The organism is Streptosporangium sp. NPDC053982 (assembly GCF_055585205.1).
In genome coordinates, this window is record NZ_JBVJKQ010000017.1 from 196,868 (window position 1) to 213,783 (window position 16,916).

A 16,916-nucleotide genomic window follows, 5' to 3' on the forward strand; every position below is an offset into this window, starting at 1 on the left:
CGGTCACACCGTACGGCGGGGCGGCGGGCGTGGCGGGACGGCCGGGACGGCGGGGCCGCCGTCCTGGCACTCCCGGAAACGGTCCGTGGCCGGGGCGCGGGGGCCCGGGGCCTCCTAAGGTGAGGTGGGTGAGCATTCTCGTGGTCACCGGTACCGACACCGGAGTGGGCAAGACGGTCGTCACCGCGGCCGTGGCGGCGCTCGCCAGGGAGCGGGGCTCCTCGATCGCCGTGGTGAAGCCCGCGCAGACCGGGGTGGGCGAGAACGAGCCCGGGGACCTCGACGACGTCATCCGGCTGTCCGGGGTGACGACCACGTTCGAGTTCGCCCGGTTCCCCGATCCGCTGTCCCCCGCGGCGGCCGCCCGCGTGTCGGGCCTGCCGCAGGTCTCCCTGGCCCGCGCGGCGCAGCGGGTCAGGGAGCTGGCCGAGTCGCACCGGCTGGTGGTCGTCGAGGGGGCGGGTGGGCTGCTCGTCCGCTTCGACGAGGAGGGCGCGACCCTGGCCGACCTGGCCCGCGCCCTGTCCGCGCCGGTGCTCCTGGTGTGCCGGGCCGCGCTGGGCACGCTCAACCACACCGCGCTGACCCTGGAGGCGATGGCCCACCGCGGGCTCGACCTGGCCGGGGTGGTGATCGGGTCCTGGCCCGCCGAGCCCGGCCTGGCCGAGCGGTGCAACGTGGCCGACCTGGAGATGCTGGCCGCCCGGCCCCTGGCGGGGGCGCTCCCGGAGGGTTCCGGCGCGCTCGACCGCGCCTCCTTCGCCCGTACGGCCCGCGCGGGCCTGAGCCCGGCGCTGGGCGGCGCGTTCGATCCCGCGGCCTTCCGGGGCCCCCTGGGCCGCCTGCCGTAGCATCGGAGCCGTCCGCCTGCGGTGATATCCGTACCGGTATGGATCCGGCGTCAACCGCAATATTGGACACGAACGGCCGGATCTGGTGTCCTCATCCTTTCAACGACCCCCTTGACGACCCAGATGAGGAGCCTTCCCGTGCGGCACCCCCTTGTCCCCTTCCGACCGGCGCCGGACGCCGCCTCCCGCGGCGGGAGCGCCTCGCGCGCCGCGCGCCTCCTGGTGGCGGCGACCGCCGCGGGCGCGCTGGTGGCGGCCATCGCGCTGCCGGCGGTCGGCGGCGCGGGGCTGGCCGTCATCACGGCGTCCGACGAGCTGAACCTCTCCCCGGCCGACCTCGTCGAGCCGCCGCTGGCGGAGAAGTCGACGGTGCTGGACGCCCGGGGCAAGGTGATCGCCCAGTTCTACGAGGAGTACCGCGAGGTCGTCCCGCTCGACCAGGTGGCCGACGCGATGAAGACGGCGATCGTCTCGATCGAGGACGACCGCTTCTACGAGCACGGCGCGATCGACCTCGAAGGAACGGCCCGGGCGCTGGCCAGGAACCTGTCCTCCGGCGGGGTGAGCCAGGGCGGCTCCAGCATCACCCAGCAGTACGTCAAGCAGGTGCTGCTCAACTCCGCCACGACCGAGCAGGGCAAGGCCAAGGCCCTGGAGGCCAGCTACGCGCGCAAGCTCAACGAGCTGCGCCACGCGATGGCGGTGGAGAAGAAGTACACCAAGGACCAGATCCTGGAGAAGTACCTCAACATCGCCTACTTCGGCGCGGGTGCCAACGGCGTGCAGGCCGCGGCCAAGCGTTTCTTCGGCAGGTCCGCGGCCAAGCTGACCCTGTGGCAGGCCGCCACGCTGGCGGCGGCCGTGCAGTCGCCCAACGACACCGACCCGAGCCGGGGCGCGGCGTACCGGAAGCGGCTGCTGGAGCGGCGCGACGTGGTGCTGGACCGGATGGCGCAGCTGGGGAAGATCACCCCGGCGGAGGCCGCGGAGGCGAAGAAGCAGAAACTCGGCTACCGCGGCACCCCGCTGCCGGGCGGGTGCGGGGCGAGCCCCTACCCCTACTTCTGCCTCTACGTGCGCAACGAGATCCTCACCGACCCGGCCTTCGGCAAGACCCCGCAGGCCCGCAGCCGGTTCCTCAACCGCGGCGGCCTGACGATCCACACCACGCTGGACCCGAAGATGCAGGCCGCCGCCGACCGCGCCATCAAACGACGGGTGTACGCCTCGGACAACGCGATGGCCGCCGAGGCCCTGGTGCAGCCCGGCACCGGCGCGATCAAGGCGATGGCGGCCAGCCGCCGCTACGGCTCCTCCACGCGGAAGAACGAGATCTCCTACAACGCGGTCGCCGACCGGGCGCACGGCGGCCTGGCCGGGTTCCAGGCCGGCTCGACGTTCAAGACCTTCACGCTCCTCACCGCGCTGAAGAAGGGCATGAAGCCCGACCAGGGGTTCACGGCGGGCGCGGGCTACCGCGCGCCGGGCTACTCGGCGTTCAAGAACTGCGCGGGCCAGAGCATCGGCGACCCGACCCACACCGTCACCAACGACGAGGGCTCGCCGGGCTTCAAGACGCTGCGCACCGGCACCTGGGCGTCGGTCAACACCTTCTTCGTGGAGCTGGAGCAGCGCGTGGGGCTGTGCGACACCGTGCGGACCGCCCAGTCGCTGGGCATCCAGCGCGCCGACGGCAAGCCTCTGCAGGAGTTCGAGACCTTCACGCTCGGGATCAACGAGATGGACCCGGTGACGGTGGCGAGCGCCTACGCGGCCATCGGGGCGCGCGGCAAGTACTGCCGGCCGACGTCCATCGCCCGGATCACCGACCGCGACGGCAAGGACGGCGTGCGGCGGCCCCGGTGCCGGCAGGCGCTGGAGCCCGAGATCGCCGACGCCGCGGCCGACATCCTGTCCGGGGTGTTCACCAGGGGCACCATGCGCGGCGTGGGCGGCATCGGCCGCGACGCCGCGGGCAAGACCGGCACCACCGACGCCTACGCCACCGCCTGGTTCGCCGGGTTCACCCCGGACCTCGCGGGCGCGGTGAGCATCGGCGACCCGCGCGGCTCGCAGAAGTACAAGCTCACCGGCGTCACCATCGGCGGCCAGTCCTACGGTTCCGTCGCGGGCGCCACCCTCCCCGGCCCGATCTGGAAGGACACCATGCTGGCCGCGCTGAAGGGCGTCCCCGCCACGTCCTTCCACCCGATCGACCGGGACCGGTTCGGCGGCTGCGGCGACGGCTGCGCCCCCCGGAGGCCCACCGGCGAGCGGGACGGCGACCGGGACCGGGGCGGGAACGGCGACGGGGACGAGAGCGGGCAGGTGGAGGTGTTCGGGTGAACGGCACCGTCCGCCCCGGGCATGATGATCAACTCTGGTGCTAGCGTGCCCGGCATGGAGTACCGCACGCTCGGATCGAGCGGACTGACCGTCAGCGCGATCACCTACGGCAACTGGCTCACCGCTTCCCCCCAGGCCGTCGAGGCCACGCGCCGGTGCGTGGAGGCGGCGCTGGACGCGGGGATCACCACCTTCGACACGGCCGACGTGTACGGCAACCCCGACTTCGGCGCCGGGGAGCGGGCGCTCGGCGCGGCCCTGGCCGGAGTCCGCCGGGAGTCGGTGGAGATCCTCACGAAGGTCTGCCTGCCCACGGGTCCCGGGCCCAACGACCGGGGGCTGTCGCGCAAGCACATCATGGAGAGCTGCAACGCCTCCCTGCGCAGGCTCGGCACCGACCACATCGACCTCTACCAGGCCCACCGGTACGACGGGAACACCCCGCTGGAGGAGACCATGACCGCGTTCGCGGACCTGGTCCGGCAGGGCAAGGTGCTCTACCTCGGCGTGTCCGAGTGGCGTCCCGAACAGATCGAGGCGGCCGCCGCCCTGGCCTCCGAGCTGAAGGTGCAGCTGATCTCCAACCAGCCGCAGTACTCGATGCTGTGGCGGGTGATCGAGAAGGAGGTCCTGCCGACCTGCGCGCGTCTGGGCCTCGGCCAGATCGTCTTCTCCCCGGTGGCGCAGGGCGCGCTGTCCGGCAAGTATCTCCCCGGCGGGCAGCCGCCCTCCGGCAGCCGGGCCGAGGACTCCCGCGGCGGGGTCTTCGTCGGCCGCTACCTCGGCGACCCGGTGCTGTCCGCCGTGCAGCGCCTGCGCCCGATCGCCGACGAGCTCGGCCTCACCACCGCCCAGCTCGCCGTCGCCTGGGTGCTGCGCGACCGCGCGGTCTCCAGCGCCGTCATCGGGGCGTCCCGGCCCGAGCAGATCCGCGAGAACGTCGCCGCGGCGGGCCGTACGCTCGACGCGGACGCGCTGGCCCGCATCGACGCGGTCTTCCTCGACCCCGATCACGGAGACCTCGTCGAACGCGACCCCGGGAAGATCGCCGCCCCGTTCGACGTGATGCCCGCCTGGCGGGTCCGGGACGCCGCGGCGGGGTGAGACCGTGGCCCCGGTGGCGGCCCGGGGCCGGGCGCACCGGGGTGGTGACGCCGGGGACGCCGCTCCCTCGCGGGAGGTCCCACGGCCACCGGACCTGGGGAAGGCGACTCCGGCGGCGTTAGGCGGGACGAATCTGGGCAGGGTGAACATCCCCTGTCCGGCTAAGTGACTGACTGGTAGGTTGCGCGGTATGGAGTCTCCAAAGCACGCGGGTGACATCGCCGTCGCCGTCTCCAAGGCGTACGGCATCGAGACCATGTTCACCCTTTCCGGCGGACACGTCTTTCCGCTCTACGACGGAGCTGTCCACGAGGGAATGCCCATCGTCGACGTGCGGCACGAGCAGAGCGCGGTCTTCGCCGCCGAGGCGACCGCCCGGCTGACCCGTAAACCGGGCCTGGCCGTGCTCACCGCCGGTCCCGGTGTCACCAACGGCGTCAGCGGAGTCGCCACCGCGCACTTCAACGGCTCCCCCGTGGTCGTCATGGGCGGCCGGGCGCCGCAGTCGCGCTGGGGGGCCGGCGCGCTGCAGGAGATCGACCATCCGCCGCTGTTCGCGCCGATCACCAAGCTGGCCTTCACCGGCTCGGGCCCCGACTCGGTGGCCGACGACGTGGAGATGGCCTTCCGCACCGCCCTCGCCCCGCACCGCGGCCCGGTCTTCCTCGACTTCCACATGGACCACCTGTTCGCCGCGGCGCCCCCGCCGGACCACGCCACCGAGACGCTGACCCCCTCGCCGCTGGAGCCCGACTCCGACGGGCTCGCCGAGGTCGCCAGGCTGCTCGCCGAGGCCGAGCGCCCGGTGCTGGTCCTGGGTTCCGACGTGTGGATGGACCGCGCCGAGGAGGTCGCCCTGGGCTTCGCCGAGGAGCTCCGCCTGCCGGTCATCCTGAACGGCCAGGGCCGCGGCATCCTGCCCGCCGGGCACGAGCTGCTGGTCACCCGGGCCCGCGGCATGGCGTTCTCCCAGGCCGACCTGGTGATCGTGGCCGGCGCCCCGCTCGACTTCCGCCTCGGCTACGGCTGGTTCGGCGGCAGGGACGGCGCCCCGCTCGCCAAGGTCGTCCACCTGGCCGACGCGCCGTCGCAGCTCGCGACGCACATGCAGCCCGTCGCGACCGCCGCGGGCGACATGTCGCTGGTCTTCTGGGGCCTCGGCACGGCCTGCGCCGACGCCGGGGTGTCCCCCAAGACCTACCAGCCGTGGCTGTCCCGGCTGTCCGAGGCCGCCGCCGCGGCCGTCGCCGGGGACGCCGAGCTGCTGGAGTCCGCCTCCGACCCGATCCACCCGATGCGGATCTACGGCGAGCTGAACAAGGTCCTCGCCGACGACGCCGTGGTCATCGGCGACGGGGGCGACTTCGTCTCCTACGCCGGCAAGTACGTCGAGCCCAGGCGGCCGGGCAACTGGCTCGACCCGGGCCCGTACGGCTGCCTGGGCACCGGCCTGGGATACTCCATCGCCGCCCGGCTGGCCCGCCCCTCCTCACAGGTGGTGCTGCTGCTCGGCGACGGCGCGGCGGGCTTCTCGCTGATGGACGTCGACACGCTCGTGCGTCACGGCCTGCCGGTGGTGATGATCTGCGGCAACAACGGCATCTGGGGCCTGGAGAAGCACCCCATGCGGATGCTGTACGGCTACGACGTGGCCGCCGAGCTTCAGCCGCAGTGCCGCTACGACCAGGTGGTCACCGCGCTCGGCGGCGGCGGCGAGCTCGTCACCGACCCGTCGGAGATCGGCCCGGCGCTGCGCCGCGCGTTCGACTCCGGCGTGCCGTACATGGTGAACATCGCCACCGACCCGTCCATCGCCTACCCGCGTAACACCACGGGCATCTGACCCGGTGGGCCGGACGCCACAGGCGCCCGGCCCACCGTCACGGGCGTCACGGGCCCACCGGCACGGGCGCCCGGAACGTCAGGCCCCGGGGCTCCTTGGAAGAGCCGGCGTCGCGGACGCGCGGCCCGTCAGGGCTTGGGCGTCGCGGCCGGGGAGGCCGGCGGCGAGCTCTCCGGGCACTTGGGGTTGGCCAGCACGATCTCCACCGGCTTGCTCGGGTCCCACTCGGTTCCGGGGGCGGGGTTCTGCTCGACCACCCGCACGCACCCGGCGTAGTCGATGTCGCCGCTCGCGGTCACCTTCACCTTCAGGCCCGCCTCCGCGAGCCTGGCCTTGGCGGCCCCCGGCTCCAGGCCCCGGACGTCAGGCACCTGCACCTTCTGCACGGTCGGGGTGGGCTTGGGCGACTTCTTGGGCGTCGGCCTGGGCGACTTCTTGGGCGTCGCCTCCGGCGTGGGCTCCTCCGTCGGCTCCGGCTCCTCGGTCTCCTCCGGCTGCGCGGTCGGCCTCGCCTGCTCGTGGGTGACGGCCGGGGTGGGAGTCCTCCTGGGCCTGGGCGGCCTGGAGGTCTTCGCGGGCGGCTCGGAGGGGGCCGTCGTGACCTCCGCCATCCGGTCGCTGTCCGGCGTGTCGTCGCTGGAGGCCATCGCGTTGATGCCCACCGCGCCCAGGCCGCCGCAGAGCACGACCGCCGCGGCGACCGCGGCCAGCATCCCGCCCCGGCGGCGCGGCGCGCGCCCGGAGCGGCGACCGCGTCCCCCGGAGGCCGCCTCGACGGCCGCACCGGACGCCGCCGTCGTCGCGGCGGCCGACGCGATCCCCTGGGACGTCTGCTGCCCGCTCTGCCAGCCCGTCTGCGGCGCGGAACCCTGCCAGCCGGTCTGCTGCCCACCCTGGCCCTGCCAGCCCGCCTGCTGGCCGCTCTGGCCCTGCCAGCCCGCCTGCGCGGCGTTCCACCCCGTCTCGGGCGGGGGACCCGGCTGACCGAGCATCATCGGACCGGTCTTCGGCCCGAGCTGCCCGGCCTGCCGCGCGGCGGCGCTCATCGCGTCGGCGCTGGGGAAACGCCGGGCCGGATCCTTCGACAGCGCCTGCTCCACCAGGGCGCGGACCGCGGGCGGGACGTGCGGGGGCAGCGGCGGCGGGGCCTCCCGGATGTGCTTGAGCGCGATCGTGACGGGCGTGTCGCCGTCGAACGGCCGCTGCCCGGCGAGGCACTCGTAGGCCACCACGCCCAGCGCGTAGATGTCCACCGCCGGGGTGACCGGCGCGCCCTCGGCCTGCTCGGGCGCGCAGTAGGCGGCGGTGCCGAGCACCATGCCGGCGTCGGTCAGCCTGCTGGCGGCGTCGGATCTGGCGATACCGAAGTCGGTGAGCACGAGCATGCCGTCGGGCCGCACCAGCAGGTTGCCGGGCTTGATGTCGCGGTGGACGATCCCCTGGTCGTGTACGGCCTGCAACGCCGAGGCCGCCTGGGAGATGAGCTCCATCGCCGGGCCCGGGGCGATGCTCCCCAGCCGGCTCAGCAGCCGGTCCAGCGGCTCGCCGTCCACGAACTTCATCACGAGGTAGGCCGTCGCCCCCGCGCCGGGCACCTCGTGGACACCGTAGTCGTAGACGTCGACGACACCCGGATGGTTGATCGTCGCCATGGCCCGCGCCTCGCCCTGGAAACGCACGAGGAAACCGGGGTCGTCGGTACGGCCCGGAAGCAGCACCTTGACGGCGACGGTCCTGGCCAGGACCATGTCCTCGCCGCGCCAGACCTCGCCCATGCCGCCGGCGCCGATGCGGGTATCCAGGCGATACCGCCCCGCCAGCGTCGTGCCTTGGGCCACCATTACTCCCCCGTAACCCTTCCCGCTCCCACCCCAGGATTCTCCAAGAAAGCGGATCCGTGTCGCGCCACCGTAACGCCACGGTAACGAAACCCTGCGTGCCGGATGCCTCGCAAATAAGACGCGTGCCGTAGCATCGCACAAAACTCACAGCTTTTGCGGAGACTTGTACACCTTGCCCGACTCGTGAGGATAAGGGGAAATCTCTGGCGGTCCGCCGGAAGCCCCGGCGACTCGGTGAGCGGACACGACGACCTCGCCCGGAAGCCACGGCGACCCGGCGATCCGGCGACCGGACACGACGGCCCCGTCCGGAAGCCCCGCCGGCCTGCCGGCCGGACACGACGGCCCCGCGGGGAAGGCCCGGCGCGGCCGGCGCCGGCCGGACACGATGGTCCGGGGAGACGGACCCTATGCTGGCGCGCATGACGCTCGCTCCCGGCCTGCACGCCCGGATTCTCATCATGGTCGAAACATCGGACACCGCGGCGAAGGTCGGCAGCGGAGACGTCCCGGTACTGGCCACCCCCCGGCTGCTGGCCCTCGTCGAACAGGCCACCGTCCAGGCGGTCGCCGGAGCCCTCGGCCCCGGGCAGACCTCCGTGGGCACCAGGGTCACCCTGGAGCACCTGGCGGCCAGCCCGGTCGGCACCCACGTCGAGATCGCCGCGGAGCTCACCGAGGTGGACGGCCGCCGCCTGGCCTTCGCCTTCACCGCCCGCGACCGGCGCGACACCGTCGTCGCCACCGGCACGATCGAGCGGGCGATCGTCGACCGCGAGCGCTTCCTCGCCAGAGCCGCCCGCTGACCGCCCGCGGCCCCCTACTCGATCACCGCGATGACGTCGCCCTCCTGGATGACGTCCCCCTCGGCCACCTTGAGCTGGGCGACGACGCCGTCGTCCTCCGCGATGACCGGGATCTCCATCTTCATCGACTCCAGGATGACCAGGGTGTCGCCCTCCTCGACGGTGTCACCCTCGGCGACGACGACCTTCCAGACGTTCGCCACCATCTCCGCGCGCACTTCAGCCACCGGAAACTCCCATTGCTCTCGTAGTACAAACGTGTCAGAGGGGCGCGTTCAGGCCCTCATGCGGGCCACCAGCCCGGTGTCGTAACCGCCGCCGACGAACTCGGGACGCGTCAGCAGCTCGGCGCAGAACGGCAGGTTGTTCTTGGGGCCCTCGACGAGGAAGGCCGCCACCGCCTTGCCCGCGCGCTCAAGCGCCTCGTCGCGGGTCTCGCCGTACACGCACAGCTTGGCCATGAGCGGATCGTAGAACGGTGTGACCGTGTTGCCGCCGGTGTAGCCGGAGTCCACCCGGACGCCCTCGCCGGACGGCTCCTCCCACACCGCGATCCTCCCGGGACCGGGGAAGAAGCGCTTGGGGTCCTCGGCGTACACCCGGAACTCGATCGCGTGGCCGCGCGGCGCCGGCGGCGGCTCGACCGCCTCGCCCGCGGCGATCCGCAGCTGCATCTCCACCAGGTCCACCCCGGTGACGAGCTCGGTCACCGGGTGCTCGACCTGCAGGCGGGTGTTCATCTCCAGGAAGACGAAGTCCTGCCGGTCGGCGTCGACCAGGCACTCCACGGTGCCGGCGCCCAGGTATCCGACCGCCTCGCCCGCCCGGACCGCCGCCGCCAGCATCCGCTCGCGCAGCTCCGGGGTGACACCGGGCGACGGCGTCTCCTCCACGACCTTCTGATGCCTGCGCTGCACCGAGCAGTCGCGCTCGCCCAGCGCGAGGACGGTGCCGTCGGCGAGACCGAGGATCTGCACCTCGACGTGACGGGCGCGCTCGACATAGCGCTCCAGCAGGATCGCCGGCGGCCCGCCGAACCGGGCGGCGGCCCGGGACGCCTGCTCGAACGCCTTGGCCAGGCCCGCCTCGTCGTGGGCGACGCCCATGCCGATGCCGCCGCCCCCGCCCGCGGCCTTCACCATGACGGGGTAGCCGATCCCGGCGGCGGCCTCCACGGCCTGGTCGAGCTCGGTGACCGGCTCGCGGGTCCCGGCGGCGACCGGCACGCCGGCGGCCTCCATGAGGTTCCGCGCGTTGATCTTGTCGCCCATCTGCTCGATCGCCTCGGGCGAGGGGCCGATCCAGGTCAGGCCCGCCTCGACGACGGCCCGGGCGAAACCGGCGTTCTCCGAGAAGAACCCGTAGCCGGGGTGGACGGCCTGGGCGCCCGACGCGCGGGCCGCCTCCAGCACCTTGCCGGCGTCGAGGTAGCTCTGCGCGGGATTGGCCGGACCGAGGAGGATCGCCTCGTCGGCCTCCCGTACGAACGGCAGGTCGGCGTCGGCCTCGGAATACACCGCGACGGCCCGCAGGCCCATGCGCCGCACCGTGCGGATGATTCGCCGCGCGATTTCGCCGCGGTTGGCGACCAGAACGGACTCGAACACGTTGGTGGACCCCTTTCGACCGCTCCACCCTATGACCGTGGGCTCCGCACAACCCTTCGCCCGAAACCACCGATCACAGCGAGGCGATCTGTAGGAATTCCACAAATCCCTCAGGCGCGGTGCACCGGGACGTGCCTGCCGACGACCCGGGTCATCGCCTCGACGATCTCCGGGTCGTACTCGTCGCCGGCGCCGAGACGGATCCGGTCGAGGGCCGCCGCGGCCCGGACCCGGTCGGTGGACCCCCCCACCAGGTCGTCGTAGGCGTTGGCCGCCTTGATGATCCGGCTGGCCTGCGGCGGGTCCTCCGCGCAGGAGTCGCACTGGCGGCGGACCGTCTCGGCCACCCGGTCCAGCACCCCGGTCTGCCGGATCACCTCCGCCCCCAGCTCCGCGATGCGCCGGGCCTGCCCGCGGTCGGTGAGCACGGTGGCCCCGCCGGGAATCGGGTCGCGCAGCGAGAGCTGGCCGATGTCGTGCATGAGCGCGGCGTACTCCAGCTCCAGCAGCTCGGGCTCGGCCATGCCCAGCTCCCGGCCGATCGCCACCGCCATCCGGCTCACCCGATGGGAGTGACCCGGCTCGACGTACCCGCCGACCTCGGTCACCCGCGCCAGCGCCCGGACCGTCTGCAGGTACGTCGCGCGGATCCCCGCGTACTTGCGGAAGGCGACCTGGGTGACCAGCAGCGGCGCGGCGAAGACCAGCAGCGCGGCCATGCCCATGCTGTGCGAGGCCAGCGCGAGCAGGATGCCGGAGGCGGACACCGCCGACCACAGCGGCGCGGCCGTCCGCAGCTCGTCGCGGAGGACCACCCGGAAGGCCGCCCGGACCCGTTCGGCCCGCAGCACGGCGGCCAGCGCCACGTCCGCCAGCACCATCAACGCGATGAGCAGGGCCATCACCCCGAGCGGCGGCCACCAGCCCCCTCCCGGCCCCCGCGTCAGGCCGAACAGCCCGTCGGCCAGCGGCCGGTAGGCCAGGGCCAGCAGCCCGCCGGTGAACAGCCTGCGCGCCATCGCGTCCAGCTTCGGCGGACGGCCCACCGCCAGGTGCGGCAGCGCCCCGGCCGTCATCCCGACCGCAAGCACCGCTACGACCTGTAACGCCGGGTGCCGCGCAGGGACGTCGCCCATGTCCAGCAGCAGCGTGTAGCCGAGCGCAGCCGCCGCGCCGATCGGCGCCACCTCCCGGTTGCCCGGCATGGTGAGCCTCGCCAGCTCCCCGACCGCGATCAGCGCGCCGAACCCGACGGCGGTCTCCGGGTCGGTCAGCCCCGCGGCGGCGGTGTGCGCCACACCCGCCGCTGCCAGCACCCCGGCCACACAGACCAGCAGGAACCGGACCGAGTCGAACCTGCGCAGGAGCCGGGCCGCCGCGCCGACGGCGGGAGAACCCGCCGCCCGGCGGCCCACCGCTCCGTGTCCGACGGCCGCGTCCGCCCTCTCGCCCGCCGCACTCACCCGGCGGCTCACCGCACGACCCCCATGGCCGCGTCCGCCTTCTCACTCGCCGCGCTCACCCGGCGGCTCACCGCTCCGACACCACCTGGATCGGAGCCGTGGGGTCGTCGTGGTCCTTGGTGACGGTCTGGGACGCGTCCGCCGGGAGCGGGACGACCTTGCGCGGCGGCTCCCAGCCGTCGCGGTCCACCGCCCTGACGAACGCCGCGACCATCACGGGGTCGAACTGGGTGCCCGCGCCCTTGCGCAGCTCGGCCACGGCCTCCCCCACCGGGCGGGCGCCGCGGTAGGAGCGGTCGGAGGTCATCGAGTCGAAGGCGTCGGCCACCGCGATGATCCGGGCGAACTCCGGGATCTCGTCCCCGGCCAGCCCCATGGGGTAGCCCCTGCCGTCCTGCCGCTCATGGTGGTGCATGATCCCGGCGAACGCCTCGTCCAGGAAGTCGATGCCCCGCACGATCTCCAGCCCGCGCATGGGGTGGAGCTGGATGGCCGCGAACTCCTCCTCGGTGAGCGGCCCTTCCTTCTGCAGCACCTTGGTCGGCACGCCGAGCTTGCCGACGTCGTGCAGCATCCCCGCGTAGCGGATCGCCCGGAGCCGCTCGGGACCCATGCCGATCTCCTCGGCGATCATCCCCGAGGCGAGCGAGACGCGGGTGCAGTGCCCGCGGGTGTAGTAGTCCTTGGTCTCCACCGCCTGGCAGAGCGCGGCGATGGTGGCGTCGTAGGCACGCTGCTGGGCGAGGTACTGGCCGAAGGCCCACCGGGCGACGAACAGCGGCAGCAGCACCAGCACCGCGGAGATCGAGTTCACCGTCGTCCACAGGCCGGCGATCAGCAGCCCGAAGGTCGCGTAACCGAGGTAGGAGACCAGGAACTGCGCCAGGCCGCGCAGCGGCACCTGGTGGGCCTGGCCGGTCGTCACGAGCACGACCGCGATCAGGACGAAGTTGAGCGGCACGAACGCCGCGGCGGCGCCCGCGAACGGCACGATCAGGTCGTCGAACCCGGCGATGGACGGGATGACGGGATGGCCGCCCAGCAGCCGCTTGTAGACCCAGCCCGCGACGAACCCGCAGATCGCGAACTGGGCGCCGTTGAACAGCCGCTTGACCAGCGGCAGCCCCGGCCGGACGCTGAAGACCGCCGTCATGCCGACGAGCGCCGCGCCCTCGGGGCCGACGAGGACCACCGCGGCGAGCGCGGCCGAGAAGCTGACCGAGACCGCGGCCTGCCGGACGTTCAGAAGCGTGGGAACCGACTCGCAGACCAGGAACAGCAGGGCCAGCACCAGCAGGGTGGACCAGTCGAGCGGTGCGAGCCGGGCGCTCACCAGCACGCTGTGACCGATCAGCGCCCATGCGGTTCCGATGACCGCGACAAGGTAGACCTTGGCAAACCACGGCAGTCCACGCAAAGCAGCCACCCTCGGTTCTACGGGCGCGTGCTCAGGTCCAGGAGATCCCCGGACGCACCGGGCCGACCGTTTCCTTCAACATGCGCTGCCTCCACGTTGGTATCCGCGACTCAGGCTACAGAAGCGTGTGAGGCCCCGAGGGGAGGAACGGGAATCGCAAGCAAAGCGTAACCAATTCATCACCACGAGCCACGGACATGAGTCGTGCTCAGAGCGTCGCCTGGCGAGCCCTTGCCCAGGCGACGGTGGCCTTCAGCCCGGTCGCGAGGTCGGTGTGCGGCCGCCACCCCAGCCCCTCGAAGGCGGGCGCCGGGTCGACCGCCATCGCCGGGAGGTCTCCCTGCCGCGCCTCGGCGAGCGCCGGCTCGTCGGGGGCTCCCGCCGCGGCCGCCACCAGCGCGTGCAGCTCGCGGTCGGTGGTCTGCAGGCCCGTGCCGAGGTTGAACCGGCGACCGCCCCCGGCCTCCCCGCAGGCGCGGACGAAGCCGTCCACCACGTCGTCGACGAAGATGTAGTCGCGGGTCTGGCCGCCGTCGCCGTACAGCACCGTGGGACGGCCGGACAGCAGCGCGTCGGTGAAGATGGCCACCACCCCGGCCTCGCCGCCGGGCGACTGGCGCGGGCCGTAGACGTTGGAGAGCACCAGCGTCGTGTAGTCGATGCCGTGCAGCGCCCGGAACGCCGCGAGGTACACCTCGGCGCTGAGCTTGGAGGCCGCGTACGGTGAGCGCGGGTCGGTCCGCGCGTCACCCGGGACCGGGATGACCTCCGGGACGCCGTAGACGGCGACCGAGGAGGCGAAGACGACCTTGCGAACACCGCCGTGGTGCGCCGCGTTGAGGACGGAGGCGGTTCCCTCGACGTTGAGGCGGGCGTCGTGCACCGGGTCGTCCACGCTCTTGCGCACGCTGATCTGTGCGGCGAGGTGGCAGACGACCTCCGGCCGCCACTCGGCGGCCAGCCCGGTCAGCGCGGGGTCGCGGACGTCCATCTCGTGGAGGGCGAACCGCGGGCTGCGCGCCGCCTCGGCGAGGTTGGCGCGGTCGCCCCCGGACAGATCGTCGACGGCCGCGACGTCATGGCCGTCGGCCAGCAGCCGGTCCACCAGGTTGGACCCGATGAAACCCGCTCCACCGGTGACGAGAATCCGCATGCCGCCCCCCACGATCGTATGGCCATGGCCGTAGGAGAGAATCCTAGGAGGTCATCCGGTCAGCTCGGAGCGGACCTGGTCGAGCCGCCGCAGGACCTTGGCCCTCAAGTCCTCGGGCGCCCGGTCGCAGCCGCAGTGCTTGGCGATCAACTGCTTGACGACCTGCTCCAGGCCGTACTCCTCCAGGCAGGGACCGCACTCGTCGAGGTGCTCGCGGATGTCGACGCACTTGCCGTCGTCGAGCTCGCCGTCGAGGTAGCTGTAGACCTTCTCCAGGACCTCGCGACAGTCCGTGCTGTGGGGCTTCCCGCAGCTCATGCGATCACCTCGCCCTGCTCGTCAGGGCCCGCGGGCGCACCCCGCGGAACCCGCTCGTCACGGCTCGCGGACACGCCCCGCGACACCCGCCGGCCGATCCGCTCACTTCGCGCCCTCCGCCGAGATCAGCCCGCGGTCGCGGGCGTAGTCCTCGAGCTGCGTCCGCAACTGGCGGCGGCCACGGTGGAGCCTCGACATGACGGTCCCGATGGGGGTGCCCATGATGTCGGCGATCTCCTTGTACGGGAAACCCTCGACGTCGGCGAGGTAGACCGCGATGCGGAACTCCTCGGGCAGCGCGGCGAGCGCCTGCTTGACGTCGCTGTCGGGGAGGTGCTCGAGCGCCTCGATCTCCGCCGACTTCAGCCCGGCGGAGGTGTGCGACTCGGCCCTGGCGAGCTGCCAGTCCTCGATCTCCTCGGCGCCCGACTGCTTGGGCTCCCGCTGCTTCTTGCGGTAGCTGTTGATGAAGGTGTTGGTGAGGATTCGGTAGAGCCACGCCTTGAGGTTCGTGCCCTCCTGGAACTGGTGGAAGGACGCGAACGCCTTGGCGAAGGTCTCCTGAAGGAGGTCCTCGGCGTCGGCCGGGTTCCTCGTCATCCTGAGCGCGGCGGAGTAGAGCTGGTCGAGATACGGCATGACATCCCGCTCGAACCGCGTGCTCCGCTGCTCCAGAGTCTCCTGGTCTGTCGCAGGGACCGGACCCACCCCCTTAAGATCGCCGGAGCCCTGCTGACGCGGGACTCCGTACTGAGCGGAGAATACCCGCTCGCCGGGAAGGGACCGGTCACCGGGGCGGGCCATGGGTTCGCTCAACGCGAGCATCGGCTTGCCTACCTCCGAAAGGATCGTTTGGTGTCCGCTGCAACACCCCCGACCGGTCACTTGTTCCCACAAGATGGAAGGTGACGATCAACCCGGTACGGGGAAAAAAATACGTACCGGCAGGTAGCCAGACCACCGGAAACCCCGACGCCAGGAGCCGCTCGTGCTGCCCATCCCGGCCGAAGAGCTGAACGGCACAGGAACCCTCGGCCCGTACTGGACCTTCTACCGCGCGGTCGCCTCCGAACAGCTGTCCCGCTGGCTGCCGGAGGGCCCGTCGACGGTCCTCGACCTGTCCGGCGGCCGGGGCCGCTGGTCCGCGCAGGCGGCCAAGGCGGGGCACCGGGTGCTGGAGGTGGTCGACTTCCGCCGCACCGGGGAGGGCCCGGCGCCGCTGCACGACGCCTCCCGGGTCGGCCAGGTCCGCGCCGACGACCTGCGCTTCCTGCCCGACGGCAGCGTGGACGCCGTGCTCGCCGAGGAGCGCGCGCTGTCGATAGAGCTCATGGCCGAGTCGGCGATCGCCGACGTCGCACGGGTGCTGCGGCCGGGCGGGCGGGCGCTGGTCAGCGTCGACTCCCTCGTGCTGGGCATGGCGATCCTCGCCGAGCAGAACTTCTGGGCCCACCTGCGCCAGACCGACGAGGTCATGCTCGTGCCCTGGCCCGACGGCAGCATCACCCGCTGCTTCAGCAGCGCCCAGCTCCGCGAGCTGCTGACCGGCGCGGGCCTCGAGGTGGAGTGGATACGACCGCGCACGGTGCTGTCCCCCTCGACGGTGGACCACGTGCTCGCCTCCGACCCGCGCGCCCTGACCTGGCTGGTCAACACCGAGCTGGACGCCCACCCGGACGACGACGACACCGTGGGCATCCACCTGGTCGCCAGCGCCCGCCGTCCCTGAGCCGCCCGCCGCACGGGCCTCGGGCCGCCCGCCGTACGGCCGCGCCCCGCCGGGACCCCGCACGGCCCGCGCCCCGCTCGGTCCGGGCCCGGGTCAGCGCCTGCGCTCGCGCCTGGACTGGCACGGCACGCAGCGTTCGGCCTCGGGCCGCGCCTGGAGCCGCCCCTCGGGGACGGCCGCGGCGCAGTCCACGCACAGGCCGTAGCGCCCGCCGTCCAGCCGGGCCATGGCCTCCATGACCGCGCGGCGGTGCTGGACGGCGGCCTCCAGCAGGGCGCGGTCGCGATCGGTCTCGGTCAGGACCGACCCGCCGTCGGGCCCGGAACGGTCCCTGACCGAGGGGTCCCCGCGCAGCACCGCGATGGACCGGTCGAGTTCGGCGAGCACGCTCTCCAGGCGCATACGCGCGGTCGCGGCGTCCACGGCTCCGCACCTCCG

At 72.9% G+C, this 16,916-nt stretch carries 15 protein-coding genes; 6 read left to right on the forward strand and 9 right to left on the reverse strand.

Features of this window, described 5'->3' with window-relative positions; genetic code table 11:
* The first annotated feature begins 128 nt into the window (after positions 1-128).
* From bioD to ACZ6W9_RS29740, 4 genes are all read left to right on the forward strand, one after another.
* Positions 129-851, forward strand: a complete 723-nt coding sequence (gene bioD / locus ACZ6W9_RS29725; protein ID WP_470120691.1) for a dethiobiotin synthase — start codon at positions 129-131, stop codon at positions 849-851.
* Between the two features lie 138 nt (positions 852-989).
* The gene (locus ACZ6W9_RS29730) at positions 990-3,197 is read left to right on the forward strand and encodes a transglycosylase domain-containing protein (protein ID WP_470120693.1); all 2,208 of its coding nucleotides are present in this window, start codon (positions 990-992) and stop codon (positions 3,195-3,197) included.
* A gap of 54 nt (positions 3,198-3,251) precedes the next feature.
* A complete protein-coding gene (locus ACZ6W9_RS29735; RefSeq protein ID WP_470120695.1) occupies positions 3,252-4,301 on the forward strand; it encodes an aldo/keto reductase family protein in 1,050 nt (349 codons plus the stop codon).
* Between the two features lie 190 nt (positions 4,302-4,491).
* Entirely contained in the window at positions 4,492-6,144 is a 1,653-nt protein-coding gene (locus ACZ6W9_RS29740; RefSeq protein ID WP_389959342.1) for an acetolactate synthase, read from the forward strand.
* A 128-nt stretch (positions 6,145-6,272) separates the two neighbouring features.
* Here the strand turns inward: ACZ6W9_RS29740 and ACZ6W9_RS29745 are convergent, their stop codons facing one another.
* Positions 6,273-7,985, reverse strand: a complete 1,713-nt coding sequence (locus tag ACZ6W9_RS29745; protein ID WP_470120697.1) for a serine/threonine protein kinase — start codon at positions 7,983-7,985, stop codon at positions 6,273-6,275.
* A 422-nt stretch (positions 7,986-8,407) separates the two neighbouring features.
* On the opposite strand from ACZ6W9_RS29745, the gene ACZ6W9_RS29750 reads away from it, so the two are divergent.
* The gene (locus ACZ6W9_RS29750; RefSeq protein ID WP_470120699.1) at positions 8,408-8,791 is read left to right on the forward strand and encodes a thioesterase family protein; all 384 of its coding nucleotides are present in this window, start codon (positions 8,408-8,410) and stop codon (positions 8,789-8,791) included.
* A gap of 14 nt (positions 8,792-8,805) precedes the next feature.
* Here the strand turns inward: ACZ6W9_RS29750 and ACZ6W9_RS29755 are convergent, their stop codons facing one another.
* The 7 genes from ACZ6W9_RS29755 to ACZ6W9_RS29785 form a co-directional block, all read right to left on the reverse strand.
* The gene (locus ACZ6W9_RS29755; protein WP_389959334.1) at positions 8,806-9,018 is read right to left on the reverse strand and encodes a biotin/lipoyl-binding carrier protein; all 213 of its coding nucleotides are present in this window, start codon (positions 9,016-9,018) and stop codon (positions 8,806-8,808) included.
* Positions 9,019-9,066: 48 nt separating this feature from the next.
* Positions 9,067-10,398 (reverse strand): acetyl-CoA carboxylase biotin carboxylase subunit, encoded by a 1,332-nt coding sequence (locus tag ACZ6W9_RS29760; RefSeq protein WP_389959331.1) that lies wholly within the window; start codon positions 10,396-10,398, stop codon positions 9,067-9,069.
* A gap of 110 nt (positions 10,399-10,508) precedes the next feature.
* Entirely contained in the window at positions 10,509-11,762 is a 1,254-nt protein-coding gene (locus ACZ6W9_RS29765; protein WP_389960303.1) for an HD-GYP domain-containing protein, read from the reverse strand.
* 166 nt (positions 11,763-11,928) lie between these two features.
* Positions 11,929-13,278, reverse strand: coding sequence for an HD-GYP domain-containing protein (locus tag ACZ6W9_RS29770; RefSeq protein WP_389960301.1), 1,350 nt, complete (start codon positions 13,276-13,278; stop codon positions 11,929-11,931).
* Positions 13,279-13,486: 208 nt separating this feature from the next.
* On the reverse strand, positions 13,487-14,431 hold the full coding sequence (locus tag ACZ6W9_RS29775) for an NAD-dependent epimerase/dehydratase family protein (protein WP_362934859.1): 945 nt from the start codon (positions 14,429-14,431) through the stop codon (positions 13,487-13,489).
* A gap of 51 nt (positions 14,432-14,482) precedes the next feature.
* Entirely contained in the window at positions 14,483-14,749 is a 267-nt protein-coding gene (gene rsrA / locus ACZ6W9_RS29780; protein ID WP_389959327.1) for a mycothiol system anti-sigma-R factor, read from the reverse strand.
* A 102-nt stretch (positions 14,750-14,851) separates the two neighbouring features.
* Entirely contained in the window at positions 14,852-15,457 is a 606-nt protein-coding gene (locus ACZ6W9_RS29785) for a sigma-70 family RNA polymerase sigma factor (RefSeq protein WP_389959324.1), read from the reverse strand.
* 280 nt (positions 15,458-15,737) lie between these two features.
* On the opposite strand from ACZ6W9_RS29785, the gene ACZ6W9_RS29790 reads away from it, so the two are divergent.
* Positions 15,738-16,478, forward strand: coding sequence for a class I SAM-dependent methyltransferase (locus tag ACZ6W9_RS29790; RefSeq protein WP_389959321.1), 741 nt, complete (start codon positions 15,738-15,740; stop codon positions 16,476-16,478).
* A gap of 93 nt (positions 16,479-16,571) precedes the next feature.
* On the opposite strand, the gene ACZ6W9_RS29795 is transcribed toward ACZ6W9_RS29790, so the two are convergent.
* Positions 16,572-16,901: a TraR/DksA family transcriptional regulator gene (locus ACZ6W9_RS29795; protein ID WP_389959319.1), complete on the reverse strand. Its 330-nt coding sequence runs from the start codon at positions 16,899-16,901 to the stop codon at positions 16,572-16,574.
* Positions 16,902-16,916 lie beyond the last annotated feature (15 nt).